This is a genomic window from Sneathiella limimaris (genome assembly GCF_012932565.1).
GTDB lineage: Bacteria > Pseudomonadota > Alphaproteobacteria > Sneathiellales > Sneathiellaceae > Sneathiella > Sneathiella limimaris.
In genome coordinates this window covers 1,533,780-1,546,867 of record NZ_JABBYJ010000001.1, presented here as the reverse complement: position 1 = coordinate 1,546,867, position 13,088 = coordinate 1,533,780, and the positions used below count along the sequence as shown (strand labels likewise).

General features: G+C 48.0%; 17 protein-coding genes and 1 other RNA gene. 16 read left to right on the top strand and 2 right to left on the bottom strand.

From position 1 onward, the window contains the following. Positions 1 to 14 precede the first annotated feature (14 nt). Positions 15 to 785, top strand: a complete 771-nt coding sequence (cysQ, locus tag HH301_RS07460; protein ID WP_169568086.1) for a 3'(2'),5'-bisphosphate nucleotidase CysQ — start codon at positions 15 to 17, stop codon at positions 783 to 785. A 26-nt stretch (positions 786 to 811) separates the two neighbouring features. Here the strand turns inward: cysQ and HH301_RS07455 are convergent, their stop codons facing one another. Further along, positions 812 to 2,173, bottom strand: coding sequence for a dihydroorotase (locus HH301_RS07455; RefSeq protein ID WP_169568084.1), 1,362 nt, complete (start codon positions 2,171 to 2,173; stop codon positions 812 to 814). Positions 2,174 to 2,273: 100 nt separating this feature from the next. Between HH301_RS07455 and ygfZ the strand changes: the two genes are divergently transcribed. The 4 genes from ygfZ (at position 2,274) to HH301_RS07435 (ending at position 4,342) form a co-directional block, all read left to right on the top strand. After that, positions 2,274 to 3,140 carry a CAF17-like 4Fe-4S cluster assembly/insertion protein YgfZ gene (ygfZ, locus tag HH301_RS07450; protein WP_169568082.1) on the top strand — a complete coding sequence of 289 codons (867 nt, stop codon included), beginning with the start codon at positions 2,274 to 2,276 and terminating at the stop codon, positions 3,138 to 3,140. 62 nt (positions 3,141 to 3,202) lie between these two features. Then, complete coding sequence (locus HH301_RS07445; RefSeq protein ID WP_169568080.1) at positions 3,203 to 3,802, top strand: DNA-3-methyladenine glycosylase I; 600 nt, start codon at positions 3,203 to 3,205, stop codon at positions 3,800 to 3,802. Between the two features lies 1 nt (position 3,803). Next, complete coding sequence (locus HH301_RS07440; protein ID WP_169568079.1) at positions 3,804 to 4,016, top strand: hypothetical protein; 213 nt, start codon at positions 3,804 to 3,806, stop codon at positions 4,014 to 4,016. Further along, positions 4,001 to 4,342 carry a DUF1491 family protein gene (locus HH301_RS07435; RefSeq protein ID WP_169568077.1) on the top strand — a complete coding sequence of 114 codons (342 nt, stop codon included), beginning with the start codon at positions 4,001 to 4,003 and terminating at the stop codon, positions 4,340 to 4,342. The genes HH301_RS07440 and HH301_RS07435 overlap by 16 nt, the downstream gene beginning before the upstream one ends. A 17-nt stretch (positions 4,343 to 4,359) precedes the next feature. Here the strand turns inward: HH301_RS07435 and HH301_RS07430 are convergent, their stop codons facing one another. Then, complete coding sequence (locus HH301_RS07430; RefSeq protein ID WP_169568075.1) at positions 4,360 to 5,997, bottom strand: glycosyltransferase family protein; 1,638 nt, start codon at positions 5,995 to 5,997, stop codon at positions 4,360 to 4,362. Between the two features lie 108 nt (positions 5,998 to 6,105). Between HH301_RS07430 and HH301_RS07425 the strand changes: the two genes are divergently transcribed. The 11 genes from HH301_RS07425 to HH301_RS07375 all read left to right on the top strand — a co-directional run bounded on the left by HH301_RS07425 (position 6,106) and on the right by HH301_RS07375 (position 13,080). Further along, the gene (locus tag HH301_RS07425; protein ID WP_169568073.1) at positions 6,106 to 6,900 is read left to right on the top strand and encodes a thymidylate synthase; all 795 of its coding nucleotides are present in this window, start codon (positions 6,106 to 6,108) and stop codon (positions 6,898 to 6,900) included. Further along, the gene (locus HH301_RS07420) at positions 6,900 to 7,421 is read left to right on the top strand and encodes a dihydrofolate reductase (RefSeq protein ID WP_169568071.1); all 522 of its coding nucleotides are present in this window, start codon (positions 6,900 to 6,902) and stop codon (positions 7,419 to 7,421) included. Before HH301_RS07425 ends, HH301_RS07420 begins: the two co-directional genes overlap by 1 nt. Before the next feature lie 17 nt (positions 7,422 to 7,438). Further along, positions 7,439 to 7,743, top strand: a transfer-messenger RNA (tmRNA) gene (gene ssrA, locus HH301_RS07415). Between the two features lie 71 nt (positions 7,744 to 7,814). Next, entirely contained in the window at positions 7,815 to 8,306 is a 492-nt protein-coding gene (locus HH301_RS07410) for an SspB family protein (RefSeq protein WP_169568069.1), read from the top strand. Positions 8,307 to 8,412: 106 nt separating this feature from the next. Next, entirely contained in the window at positions 8,413 to 10,023 is a 1,611-nt protein-coding gene (locus HH301_RS07405) for a fumarate hydratase (protein ID WP_169568067.1), read from the top strand. A gap of 21 nt (positions 10,024 to 10,044) precedes the next feature. Further along, positions 10,045 to 10,269, top strand: coding sequence for a ribbon-helix-helix domain-containing protein (locus HH301_RS07400; protein ID WP_169568065.1), 225 nt, complete (start codon positions 10,045 to 10,047; stop codon positions 10,267 to 10,269). Positions 10,270 to 10,342: 73 nt separating this feature from the next. Beyond that, positions 10,343 to 10,537 carry a DUF4169 family protein gene (locus HH301_RS07395; protein WP_169568063.1) on the top strand — a complete coding sequence of 65 codons (195 nt, stop codon included), beginning with the start codon at positions 10,343 to 10,345 and terminating at the stop codon, positions 10,535 to 10,537. A gap of 155 nt (positions 10,538 to 10,692) precedes the next feature. Then, a complete protein-coding gene (locus tag HH301_RS07390; RefSeq protein WP_169568060.1) occupies positions 10,693 to 10,860 on the top strand; it encodes a hypothetical protein in 168 nt (55 codons plus the stop codon). A 102-nt stretch (positions 10,861 to 10,962) separates the two neighbouring features. Next, positions 10,963 to 11,847 carry a haloalkane dehalogenase gene (locus tag HH301_RS07385; RefSeq protein ID WP_169568058.1) on the top strand — a complete coding sequence of 295 codons (885 nt, stop codon included), beginning with the start codon at positions 10,963 to 10,965 and terminating at the stop codon, positions 11,845 to 11,847. Positions 11,848 to 11,861: 14 nt separating this feature from the next. After that, a complete protein-coding gene (locus tag HH301_RS07380) occupies positions 11,862 to 12,203 on the top strand; it encodes a hypothetical protein (RefSeq protein ID WP_169568057.1) in 342 nt (113 codons plus the stop codon). A gap of 13 nt (positions 12,204 to 12,216) precedes the next feature. Beyond that, positions 12,217 to 13,080: an adenylate/guanylate cyclase domain-containing protein gene (locus HH301_RS07375; protein WP_169568054.1), complete on the top strand. Its 864-nt coding sequence runs from the start codon at positions 12,217 to 12,219 to the stop codon at positions 13,078 to 13,080. Positions 13,081 to 13,088 lie beyond the last annotated feature (8 nt).

Below are 13,088 nucleotides of genomic sequence, written 5' to 3'. Positions count from 1 at the left end.
GCCAAAGGCTGGACATGATCGAAAATCGCAAAACCCTTTCCGAGACAATTACCCAGATCGCCATCGATGCTGGCGCTGTTATTCTGGAAATTTACAATCGGGATTTCGAGGTCAATACCAAGGACGACAGCTCCCCGGTTACGGAAGCTGACGTGGCTGCGGAAAAAGTCATTCTGGAAGGCTTAACCAAGGCAACGCCAGATATTCCAGTACTTGCAGAGGAAAGTGTTGAAGCAGGCCGCGTACCGGATCTATCAGGCGGAACATTCTGGCTGGTTGACCCATTGGACGGCACCAAGGAGTTCATCCATAAAAGAGGCGAGTTTACGGTCAATATAGCGCTCGTAGAAAATGGCAAACCCACTATGGGCGTCATTCATGTACCTGCAAAAAACACCACATATTATGCCTATGATAAGGGCGAAGCCTACAAAATTGACGAGGCAGGCAACACGGCAAAGATCACAGTCCGTCCGACGCCAGCTGATGGCCTGACGGTGGTGGCAAGCCGGTCTCACCGGACCCCGGAAACCGATGACTACATCAACAAGTTTGATGTCGCGGATCTTATTTCGGCAGGTTCCTCCCTCAAGCTTTGTCTAGTGGCAGAAGGAAACGCTGATCTTTATCCACGGATGGGTCGCACTATGGAATGGGATATTGGTGCGGGTCAGGCTATTTTGGAAGCGGCAGGCGGATCAGTGGAAACCCTGGATGGCAAGCCACTTGGCTATGGCAAAGACGGCCATGACAATCCCTATTTTGTTGCCAAGGGGAATGTGTAACGCACATCCCCCTTTTTGGGATCCGATTAGAGACATTCCTGAAACTTGACTGGTTGACCAGCAGAAGGACCTAGGAGTTCTCCATCCCGCATGACCTGCCGACCGCGGATGATGGTTCCAACCGGCCAGCCCTCGACAACCTTGCCTTCAAATGGTGACCAACCGCACTTGGATTGAAGCCAGTCAGACGTAATTTCCTGTTTGCGCTTAAGATCGATCAAGGTGAGATCGCCGTCAAAGCCCAGAGCTATGCGCCCTTTTCCTGCAACGCCATAAATCCGAGATGGGCCAGCTGAGGTCAAGTCCATCACATGCTGCAAGGAAAGCTCTCCCTTGTTACAGTGATCCAGCATAAGCGGCAACAGGGTCTGTACACCCGGCATCCCAGACGGGCTCGCTGGATAGGCATTGGCTTTCTCTTCTTTGGTATGTGGGGCATGATCAGATCCGATCACGTCGACAACACCATCGCGGACACCCTTCCAAATTCCCTGCCGGTGATCTTCGGTACGAATGGGTGGGTTCATCTGCGCATAAGAGCCAAGCTGATCGTAGCAGTCTGGTGCGGAGAGAGTTAAATGCTGCGGCGTTGTTTCAACGGTTGCAATGTCTTTATACTGCGCGAGGAGATCCATCTCATCCTTGGTCGTGATGTGCAGGACATGAATGCGGCGGCCGGTTTCCCTTGCAATCTTCAACACGCGTTCTGTTGCCCGATAGGCAACAATCTCGTCCCGCCAGATCGGATGATTGTGAACTGTATCGACTGCAAGGTGACGCCGCTCCAACAGTCTTGGTTCATCCTCAGCATGAATGGCAACCCGGCGAACGCCAGCGCTTAGTACTTTGCGGATATCTTCATCATTATCGACAAGCAAACTACCTGTGGAAGAGCCCATAAACAATTTAACGCCGCTTACTCCTTCCTGCCGCTCCAGCATTGGAAGATGCTCCACATTCTCGGCTGCTGCCCCAATAAAGAAGGCAAAATCAGTCCAAGCCTTCTCCCGTCCGCGGCGAACCTTATCAGCCATATCAGCAGCGGTCAGCGTCAACGGATTGGTATTTGGCATTTCAAAGATTGCAGTAACGCCGCCCATGGCAGCGGCAGCTGTTCCTGTTGCCAGATCCTCTTTGTGCTCAAGCCCTGGTTCGCGAAAATGGACCTGACTATCGATCACGCCAGGCAGGATATGGAGGCCCGAGGCATCAATCTCATCTTTCGCGCTAACGCCACCCACATCCCCAATCGCAACGATCTTTTCATCTTTGATGGCGATGTCCAGCTTGTCGATGCCACGATGAGAGACGACGGTCCCGTTTCTGATGATCAGATCTGCCTGCATGGGTATACTCCTTTTGCCGTTTGAGGACTTTGTATCCTTCATTTAGGAACTTGCCAAGAGATGACCACTTGAAAGGTCAAAAGTTACTGATAGGATACAGGACCAGTTTGGTCTGATTAGTTGGATGGAAACCGAAGAGATCATGAAATATACCCCCCTCTCAAACCGTTCCCTGCTCCGCCTGACAGGTAAGGATTGCTTCGAGTTACTGCAAAATTTAGTGAGTAATGATCTTAAACCTACGAATGAGGGCAAAGCTGTATATTCGGCCCTGCTGACACCACAGGGAAAATTCCTACATGATTTCTTTGTTATTGCTTGGAAGGATGCCCTTTATCTGGATGTACTCGCGGAGCGCAAAGATGATTTGATCCGCCGCCTCACCATGTACAAGCTACGTGCTGACATGACTATTGAGGACGTCAGCGGCAGCTATCAGGTTTATGCCCTGTTTGAGGGAACGCCAGAGAAAACTGATGACAATAAACAGTTCCTTTATCCAGATCCGCGCCTTCCTCAATTAGGGTGGCGTTTGATTGCAGAGAATGGAAGCCAACCAGCGAGTATCGCAACCGCTGAAAAAGTAACCCTTGAAGATTACACTGCCCATCGTCTGGCGCTTGGGGTTCCAGAAGGCGGCACAGACATTGTTCCAGAGAAAAACTTTCTGCTTGAGGTAAACTTTGAAGAACTTCATGGGGTTAGTTTTTCCAAGGGCTGCTATGTCGGACAGGAGCTCACCAATAGGACGAAATTCCGAGCAAAGATCCGCAAACGCCTGCTCAGTTTTACTTATGACGGCGATCTGTCAATCGGCGACGGCATTTTCCTTGATGGAAAAGAGATAGCCACAGTGACTACATTCCAAAAACCGCACGGTCTGGCCCTCACCCGCTTGGAAGCCTGGCGGAAAATTGAAGCTGAAAATCCAACCCTTGAACCTGCTGGATTGGTTCTTGCCAAACCCGAGTATGTAGTCTTGCCTGAACTGGAAGACGAGAAAGACTGACTTGACTTTCAGACTTCCCCTCAGGCATTCTTCAGCAAGAACAAAATGGGAACCCACCTCAAATGAATAATGGTCTCAAAATAGGTGACGATGGGGTTCATCGTTGCAGCTGGTGCGGGGATGACCCTTTTTATCAGGCCTATCATGACACAGAATGGGGTGTTCCTGTATTTGATAGTCGTGCCCTTTTTGAAAAACTGATTTTAGATGGTTTCCAAGCTGGTCTTTCCTGGATAACCATCCTTCGCAAACGGGAAAACTTCATCCAAGCCTTTGATGGATTTAAGCCAGAGCTCATTGCCAACTATGATGATAAGAAGGTAGCTGAGTTGATGTCCAACTCCGGCATCATCCGAAATAAAGCAAAAATTTTGGGAACCATAACTGGGGCCCAGCTTTTTCTAGAAATCGAAGAGAAAGAAAATGGCTTTTCAAATTTGCTGTGGAACTACATAGACGGCAAACCACTGCAACCAAAACGTCAATCCATGGCGGAGATTCCAGCGGAAACCGACCTCAGCCAAAAAATTTCGAAAGACCTTAAATCACGCGGCTTCAAATTTGTCGGCCCGACCATCGTCTATGCTTTCATGCAGGCCGTCGGAATGGTAAATGATCATCCGGTCGATTGTTTTAGATACCCAGAACTGGCAGAGGACTGATATGCGTCGTGACAGCGCTGACATGGTGACCTATTACACAGAGAAATATGGAGATCGTGTCCTGGAACGGCTAGAAGAAGCCGCCGCCTTCTGGGAGGCCGAAGGGAACCTGCATTACCGAAACCGATTGCTGAGAGTTCGGGATCGCATCCTGCTTGCGGCAGAGGACCCTTCACCAATTTCCGACGAGGAACCCAAATGGAAGCGCGCCTAAAAGCGGAGATTTGGGTCAAAGCCCATATACGAACCTGCAACTTCATGAATGTTCCTGCCTTTGTTGTTCGGCGCGGGGATGAAACCGCAGGATCCGTACTCATAAAAATTAACCGGTTAAATGATAAATGTATGGTTTTAAGCCCTGTCACCAACTTTGAAACGGGCAAAAGACAGTGGATGCAAAGTACAGGGGCTGATTGGGTCAGCGAAGAAACCGCCGACGCCTATATTGAAAAGCAGCTTAAATTTGATCCTGATTTATGGGTTCTGGAAATTGAAGATCAGGAGGGTCGGCACTTTCTGCAAGAAGATGTGGTTGCTTAACGACCTCAGAAATTAATTTATCTTGGTACAATCTGCTTAAGCCGTCGCCCCAAAGCCTGATCCAGTTCTGTATGTCGATCCAGCAAATCTAAATACCACTGATACCGATCTCGAAAATGTTCCGACAGCATGCGGTTTTCTTTAACATAGGACCGGCCCATTTCTTGTTTTGCCAGTCGATAGTCGCGCTCATTCACTAGACGGACCAATCCTTTCGCAAAATCATTTGGGCTTTCGCATATCTCACTGAAGTGTTTGTCTGGATCTGTATCCGCATAAACGACAGGGCTTGCCAACGGTACAGCCCCTGCACCGGCACTTTCGATGAATTTCAGATCAGATTTCATCCGATTAAACTCACCACCCGCCAATGGCATAAAGGAGATATGGCAAGTTCTTAGCGTTTGCAGATACTGCTCGTAACTGCCAAGACCATGAAATTTTTTGTGAGACGTTTCAAGCCCATCAAAGAATTTTCGATCATGTAGCACTACAAATTCAAAAGGTTGAGTAAGATCCTTCAGGACTGAATTTACCGCTGGAAGGATGTCTCGATAGTCCTGCTCCCGATTAAGTGCGCCATAGAATATCCGCACAGGTTCATCTGAGGCATCCAAAGCCCTCTCAGGGAAACTGTTCAGCTGGTTGGCAAACACTCCAACTTCTGGGTTATGGCGACGGATCAGCTTAGCGAGCGACTCATTCGTTGTTTGAACCGCATGCACTCCAGCGAAAGATAAATAGTTATTTTCAGAAATCTGAGGCCAGGGAGAGGGATGATCATCGAAATCCACAATGATTAAATAGCCTGCTTTTCGAAGTGCCAGCAAGATTTGTAGCGATGACTTGAACGTCAAAATAGGTCGCTGCCACAGGAAAATCTTTTCAATCCCTTTTTCCTGCCGATTTAAAATGGATTGATCTTCAGCAACTTGAACCTGAACACCAGGCAGGCTTTGCAGGGCCGATAGGGGCTCATGCATCCGCACATCGTTGACCCCACCAACGGGTTTCAGGACTTTCCCCTGAATGCGAATTTGACGCTTTGGCCTTATTGTCAGACGGAGCTGGAAATGTGAGGGAGTAGCAATCCGCCTTAAACTGGATTGCAATTGATCATCAAGGGCATACCTATCCTGCATCTCAGCGAGAAAATCATCAAAACGCTGATCGGTAATCCGATTTATCCGATCCAGAAAAAACTCTCCCTTTTGGATTTCATCACGGAGGTTTTTAGTGAAGACATCTGCTCGCTCAGAGAGAATACTGATTTCCTCTTTCCCAACCTCTACCAACCTTTTTGCTTCTTCTTTTAGCTGGTCGGCAGAGAACGGATTAATAAGCTCCAAAATAAGAACAGCGTCATCTTCCAAATGAGGTTTCAGGTGCTTCGAAATGCGTGGGATTAAATCTCTTGCTGGCGTCGTGTCCAATAAAAGAACAGCGTCATACTTGATTGTTTCATTTTCCAACAGATGGGATGCAAAGGCCAAGAGGTCCAGATAAACTTCCTCATTGGTGGCAGGTGACAGGGAGGTGAACTCGGTCTTCAGCAATTCACCTTCGCGTCCGACGATAGCAACTCGCCTGGCATGTCGGGGGATACTTTGCACAATTGCCATCTGACGATCCGTCATCACTGATTTAGATTTCATTCCCCTCTTGCCTCTCGGACCGATTTTCTTAAACTCTAGCAGCTTCGATATCTTAAGAAGGTCGAAGCCGGAACCCAACCGGAATTTTTATGAAACTAGAGTGATGATATGCAGCAGTACCTGGATCTTCTCAAGACGATCAGAGAAAATGGCACATATAAGGGTGACCGAACTGGAACCGGGACTTACAGCATTTTTGGTCACCAAATGCGCTTTGATCTGTCCAAGGGTTTTCCAGTCCTGACAACAAAAAAGCTGCACCTTAAATCCATCATTCACGAACTTCTCTGGTTCTTGGCCGGCGATACCAATATCAAGTATCTGCAGGAAAACGGAGTGCGAATCTGGGATGAATGGGCCGATGAAAATGGCAACCTGGGACCTGTATACGGCTACCAGTGGAGATCATGGCCTGCGCCTAACGGAGAAAAAATTGATCAGATCGCCAAACTGGTCCAGCAAATCAAAAGTAATCCTGATAGTCGCCGTCACATCGTGACCGCCTGGAACCCGGCGGATGTTGATGATATGGCCCTTCCGCCCTGCCATTGCCTTTTCCAGTTTTATGTGGCTGATGGAAAGCTCTCCTGCCAGCTCTATCAGAGAAGTGCAGACGTTTTTCTGGGGGTTCCTTTTAACATTGCTTCCTACGCGCTGCTCACCATGATGCTTGCGCAAGTGTGTGATCTAGAGGTGGGCGATTTTGTGCATAGCTTTGGCGATGCTCACCTTTATTCCAACCACCTGGAACAGGCGGACATGCAATTAACCCGCACGCCAAAAGAACTTCCTACAATGGTTATAAATCCAGAAGTCAAAGATATCTTCGCTTTTAAGTTTGAAGATTTTGAATTGAAAAACTATGTAGCCGATCCGCATATCGCTGCACCGGTTGCCGTCTAATGTTCAAAGGGAACATTGTCAGCGCTATTCTCGCGGTTTCGGAAAATAATGTCATTGGCTCAGACGGAGATCTTCCCTGGCGTCTTTCAAATGATCTGAAATGGTTCAAGAAAAACACGCTTAACAAACCAATGATCATGGGCCGGAAAACATTTCAGTCTTTACCTGGAATTTTACCCAATCGCACTCATATCATTTTGACCCGGGACCCAAGTTTTCAGGGAGAAGGCAACCCTGTCGCAACAACAATGGAACAGGCCCTCGAGATTGCCGCCAAGGATGCAAACGAGAAATCAGTATCCGAAATCATGATTATTGGCGGGGGTGAGATCTACAAGCTTTTTGCAGATCAGATAGATCGCTATTACCTGACGCGGGTTCATACCGAGCTTGACGGCGACACATTTTTTGGTCCCCTAGCAGAAGCAAGTTGGCGGGAGACCTTTCAGGAAGTGCACCGAACCTCCGAGCGAGATGATTTCCCGCATACCTTTCGAATTCTCGAGCGAAAAACGGAATAACGCTCAAAGATATTTCGCCCCTTTCAATCTCAAGAGGGAATGTCTATATTACAGATGTTGGGCAACCAACTATGGCGATAAACGTTTCGTGGAATAAACGTTGCGGACCCGGGGGCGGTACCCGGCGCCTCCACCAAATTCTCTTTGGGGGCGAAATAGGTTCGACGCGCGCAGTAAAGACGTAATTTTCGCTCGGTGAGATACCACCGTTATCGGTTCAAACTTTACAAATGCAAACGATAACGAAGCATTTGCCGTAGCTGCTTAATAGCTTAGCTACACGGGGTTCGAAGGGGCACCTGGCAACAGAAGCCCCTTCACTTTATTGAACCTTCCAAGCGCGGTTATCCAATTCATAAAGCGCGGAAAGTTTTAGGGCAGGAGTGTGAGAGTATGGCTGGTGATCTTAATTACAATCTTCTGGTAGAGCGCGCTCTATTGAGTGTTGTGCGTGAATCGCTCAATCATGCCGCGGCTCACGGTTTATCCGGTCAGCAGCATTTCTACATTACTTTCAAAACCCGCTTCCCTGGCGTTGTCATTCCTGATCATCTTCGGGAACGGTATAGCGATGACATGACCATTGTGCTTCAGCATCAATTCTGGGATCTGGAAGTAACCGACGAAGGCTTCAGCATTGGACTTAGCTTCAATCATCAGAAAGAAACACTGGTAATCCCTTTTGCCAGCATCACTGCCTTTGCGGATCCCTCTGAGCAGTTTGGCCTGCAATTTACGGTTTCCACACCGGCAGCGGAACTGGATGCGACAGATAGTAGTGATGAGGAAGCCAAAGCTGCTTCTGCAGATACAACCGACACTGACTCAGAAGAAAACAAGGCCGGTGAAGTCATAACACTGGACGCCTTCCGTAAAAAACAATAAGACTGCACTCATCATTTGACGGGAACGGCCCGCCTCATCAGTTGCAGAACCACGGATGATGAACCGGGCTGACGTGTTTTAAACAGGTCTGACGGGACATATCATAATGCCAGAATTTCATTTTCAGGATATTTTCGAACTGGGGAAAGACGAGACCCCTTATCGCAAACTAACCGACAAATACGTGTCAACGATTGAGGTTGATGGAAAAGAAATCCTCAAAATCGAGCCTGAAGCCCTTGAACTGATCACTGCGGAAGCCATGCGAGATGTCGCCCATTTATTGCGACCTGCACATCTTCAGCAACTTGCCAATATTCTCAAAGACGATGAAGCCTCTGAAAACGACAAGTTTGTCGCGACAGAACTTCTAAAGAATGCCAACATTGCTGCTGGCATGGTTCTTCCTGGCTGTCAGGACACTGGCACCGCCATCATCATGGGCAAGAAAGGCCAGTATGTCTGGACAGAAGGTCAGGACAAGAAAGCCCTGTCCAAGGGTGTGTTTAAAACCTACACAGAAACAAACCTGCGCTATTCCCAGCTTGCCCCAATCAGTATGTTCGATGAAAAGAACACTGGTACAAACCTGCCTGCGCAAATTGACCTATATTCAACAGACGGGGATTCTTATGAGTTCCTGTTCATTGCCAAGGGCGGCGGATCTGCCAACAAATCTTTCCTGCATCAGGCAGTACCAAGTGTTTTAGCGCCAGATCGGCTTGTTCCCTTTATTGAAGAAAAAATTGCTGAACTTGGCACAGCAGCCTGCCCGCCATACCACCTGGCTGTGGTTATCGGCGGCACATCTGCTGAAGACACAATGAAGACTGTGAAGCTGGCTTCAACCAAATATTACGATACGCTCCCAACCAGCGGTAATGAATATGGCCGCGCGTTCCGGGACGTAGAAATGGAAAAAGAGATCCATAAAATAAGCCAGAACATCGGCATTGGCGCTCAGTTTGGTGGTAAATATTTCTGCCATGATGTTCGGGTCATTCGCATGCCGCGTCATGGCGCCAGTGTTCCGATTGGCATTGGTGTTTCCTGCTCTGCCGATCGGCAGATCAAAGGCAAGATCACCAAGGAAGGTGTATTCCTAGAGCAGCTGGAAACCGATCCCGCAAAATATCTTCCAGAAGTATCTGAAAACCAATTGGAAGAAAGCGTCGTCAAAATTGATCTCAATCGTCCAATGAAAGATATTCTGGCGACACTGAGCCAGTACCCGATCAAAACACGATTAAGTCTAACCGGCACCATTATTGTTGCGCGTGACCTTGCCCACCGCAAGTTGCGGGAACGCTTGCAAAATGGCGAAGACCTCCCGCAATATTTCAAGGATCACATCATCTATTATGCAGGTCCGGCCAAGACACCGGAAGGTTATGCCTCTGGCTCCTTCGGCCCAACGACCGCAGGCCGCATGGACGGATATGTTGATGAATTTATGGGCCATGGCGGCAGCATGATCATGTTGGCCAAAGGCAATCGCAGCAAGGCTGTCGTGGATGCTTGTAAGAAACATGGTGGTTTCTATCTAGGCTCCATTGGTGGACCTGCTGCTATTCTGGCTCAGAACAATATTAAAAAGATTGAAGTTCAAGAGTTTGAAGAGCTGGGCATGGAAGCTGTCTGGCGCATTGAAATCGAAGATTTCCCTGCTTTCATCGTTACCGATGACAAGGGCAACGATTTCTTCGCTAAGAAGTAAACCGTTCGGGATCGCTCTGTGATGCTTGAGAATGAAATCATCAAACATTCTGTAAGTATCGCAGGGCATCGAACCAGTATCTCGCTGGAAAAACCTTTTTGGGATCTCTTCAAGGCAGCTGCTAACCAAAAAGGACAAAGTCTCAATTCACTGATCGCTGAGATTGATGAAACCCGCAGCGGCAATCTGTCTAGTGCCATCCGACTGTATGTTTTACAGGAATTACTTGATGGCAACTTACCGTGAAGACTTGAACTCTCTCGCTTATTACCTAATCTTTAAGATGGGCGCTGGAAACTAAATCAAGGGTAACGCGACTATGGGTGACGTGGTCAATCTGAATAAATTTCGAAAAGCAAAAGCGAAAACGGATAAAGAACAGCAAGCTTCGGAAAACCGCCATAAATTTGGCCGAACAAAACAAGAGAAGAGCTTGGAGAAACAGGAACAGGATCGTCAAAAATCCTCTCTAGACGGAAAACAGCTCTCTCCGGAAAACCCAGAAGAACAGTAATTTTTCAGTAGATTGCAAGAGATATCAGCTCCCTTTTGACTAAGGCCTGAAAGCTATTCAGCTTTCTGCCTCTATTATTCATTGATTTAGTCATATTACTGCAGCATTTCATGCGTATCTGTGCCTGCGAACAGAATGTTCTACAGGAGAAAACCATGGATAGCCTGACCCCTAAATATCAGGAACCTGAACTGGAAGATTTATTTGGAGACCCCGTACTGCTTGCTGTTTTAAAACGGGATGGTTTAACAATTGACGATGTCAAAGAAGTCATTCAACGCTATCAAGAAATCAAACTGTGCCAGCGAGTAACCTTAAACTGAGGTGATCAGCATCACTTATAGCGTCAACTGTCCGGTTGGCGCTTTTTTGTTTGCATCGTATACTATTCCCCTAAAAAACAAAAATGACATACGGGATGAAACATGACGGCCAGCAGCAAATACAAGAAGCAAAGCGCGACCATCCGTGGTCTCAAGATGGCATTTATTGACGAGGGAGAGGGTGATCCTATCGTCTTTCTGCACGGAAATCCGACGAGCAGTTATCTATGGCGCAATGTCATGCCGCATTTGGAAGCTCATGGCCGACTAATTGCCCCAGATCTGATTGGAATGGGTGATTCCGAAAAACTTCCCGATAGTGGGCCAGAGAGTTACCGCTTTGTCGACCATCAGCTTTTCCTGAAAGAATTGCTGGAATATCTGGATGTTAAATCAAATGTCACCTTAGTCATTCATGATTGGGGATCAGCGCTCGGCTTTGATTGGGCCAACCAGAACCAGGAGGCTGTAAAAGCCATCGCCTATATGGAGGCCATTGTCCGTCCGATTGACGGGTGGGATGACTGGCCAGAAGATGCACGCAATATCTTTCAAGCCTTTCGAAGCGAAGCTGGCGAGGAACTTGTTCTGACCAAAAACATATTCGTCGAGCGGGTTCTGCCGAGTTCCATCATCCGGGACCTTGAGGATGCTGAGCTGGCTGAATATATTCGACCTTTCGCAAATCCAGGTGAAGACCGGCGCCCTACCCTTACATGGCCACGTCAAATCCCCATTGGTGGAGAGCCGGAAGATGTAACTGAAATTGTTCAGTCTTATGCAGACTGGCTATCTCGGAGCCAGGATCTACCGAAACTTTTCATCAATGCAGATCCAGGCTCAATTTTGGTTGGCAAGCAGCGCGACTTTTGCCGGAGCTGGCCCAACCAGAAAGAGGTGACAGTGAAGGGCACTCACTTTATACAAGAGGACAGCCCTGCCGAGATCGGCAAGGCCATTGCCCAATTCCTGAATGACCTGCCATAAGAGGAGAGCTTCCGGTGGCGCCACAGAAAAAAATTAAGCTGAACCCCCTGCAAAGTAAAACTCTGGTTCTGTTGCAGGTCTTGGCCAAGGATCCTAACAGCTCCATGCCTATTGAAGGATCCGAGGATGTAAGGATCACGAGCCTTCCTCACGCCCATGGCAACCATATGCATGTTGGGCCCTATGTCATTTCTTCGAAAGATGCGACCGGTCTTGATAACCCGGCTGTATTCGTTGCCTTGGCCCGAAAAGGACTGATCCAGGAAAGTTATGAAAATGGTATTGTCATCACGGCGGAAGGACTTGCTTTTTCCACCGGTTTGGAAGACAAATTTATGAGCGTTTCTGATCACTGAACTAAGGCACGCGATGACAACGACTGTTGAAAGAAAACTGACAACCATCCTCTGCGCTGATGTTGCAGGTTACAGTCGTTTGATGGAACAGGATGAAGTTGCAACCTTAAATGATCTGAAAATTGCACGCGTCCTTTTTCAAGAACAAATCGAAGCACATGGTGGGCGACTGATCAATATGGCTGGCGATGGGATCATCGCTGAATTCCCAAGTGTTGTTAATGCTGTGCAAGGCGCAGTCACCATCCAGAACTTGCTGGAGGAAAAGCATGCAAAGGGTGATTTTGATGTCCCGATGCATTTCCGTATTGGCCTGAACCTTGGCGATGTGATGATTGAAGGTGATGATATTTTTGGCGACGGTGTCAACATAGCATCGCGCCTTGAAGCCATGGCGCCAACCGGCGGTATCTGCATTTCTGGAACGGTTTACGATCACGTCAAAAACAAGCTACCCGCTAGTTTCACATATCTCGGCGAGAAACATGTAAAGAATATAGAAGGGGCGGTGCCTGTCTATTCGCTTGGCCTTGCAGGAGAAACTGCCGGAACGCAGACACAAACCGAAACGATCACCAACTCGCCGGAAGAAAACTATTCCCCTGAAGATCAAGAAGAAGCAGAGCTTAGAAAACAAGTCCGGCGAAAAGCCTCCTATTATCGGCGCTGCATGATGATGGGCAGTGTTATAATATTCCTCTTTTTCATTAATATCCTCTCCTCACCCGATTACCTTTGGTTCATTTGGCCAGCCCTGCCCATGCTACTCGTTTTAGCCATGGATGGATTTCGGGTATTTGGTAAGGGACACTTTTCCGACGACTGGGAAAACCGGGAAATGGAGAAAGAAAAGCGGCGGCGCAATCGCCACCGCTAAAATCTACA

Bases quoted from the DNA above. Each gene is read 5' to 3' on its own strand.
- HH301_RS07395 (WP_169568063.1), top strand. From the start codon at position 10,343: ATGGGTGACGTGGTCAATCTGAATAAATTTCGAAAAGCAAAAGCGAAA.
- HH301_RS07425 (WP_169568073.1), top strand. From the start codon at position 6,106: ATGCAGCAGTACCTGGATCTTCTCAAGACGATCAGAGAAAATGGCACA.
- HH301_RS07405 (WP_169568067.1), top strand. From the start codon at position 8,413: ATGCCAGAATTTCATTTTCAGGATATTTTCGAACTGGGGAAAGACGAG.
- HH301_RS07400 (WP_169568065.1), top strand. From the start codon at position 10,045: ATGCTTGAGAATGAAATCATCAAACATTCTGTAAGTATCGCAGGGCAT.
- HH301_RS07435 (WP_169568077.1), top strand. From the start codon at position 4,001: ATGGAAGCGCGCCTAAAAGCGGAGATTTGGGTCAAAGCCCATATACGA.
- HH301_RS07430 (WP_169568075.1), bottom strand. From the start codon at position 5,997: ATGAAATCTAAATCAGTGATGACGGATCGTCAGATGGCAATTGTGCAA.
- HH301_RS07445 (WP_169568080.1), top strand. From the start codon at position 3,203: ATGAATAATGGTCTCAAAATAGGTGACGATGGGGTTCATCGTTGCAGC.
- HH301_RS07385 (WP_169568058.1), top strand. From the start codon at position 10,963: ATGACGGCCAGCAGCAAATACAAGAAGCAAAGCGCGACCATCCGTGGT.
- HH301_RS07420 (WP_169568071.1), top strand. From the start codon at position 6,900: ATGTTCAAAGGGAACATTGTCAGCGCTATTCTCGCGGTTTCGGAAAAT.
- HH301_RS07410 (WP_169568069.1), top strand. From the start codon at position 7,815: ATGGCTGGTGATCTTAATTACAATCTTCTGGTAGAGCGCGCTCTATTG.
- HH301_RS07440 (WP_169568079.1), top strand. From the start codon at position 3,804: ATGCGTCGTGACAGCGCTGACATGGTGACCTATTACACAGAGAAATAT.
- cysQ (WP_169568086.1), top strand. From the start codon at position 15: ATGATCGAAAATCGCAAAACCCTTTCCGAGACAATTACCCAGATCGCC.
- HH301_RS07390 (WP_169568060.1), top strand. From the start codon at position 10,693: ATGGATAGCCTGACCCCTAAATATCAGGAACCTGAACTGGAAGATTTA.
- HH301_RS07375 (WP_169568054.1), top strand. From the start codon at position 12,217: ATGACAACGACTGTTGAAAGAAAACTGACAACCATCCTCTGCGCTGAT.
- HH301_RS07455 (WP_169568084.1), bottom strand. From the start codon at position 2,173: ATGAAGGATACAAAGTCCTCAAACGGCAAAAGGAGTATACCCATGCAG.
- ygfZ (WP_169568082.1), top strand. From the start codon at position 2,274: ATGAAATATACCCCCCTCTCAAACCGTTCCCTGCTCCGCCTGACAGGT.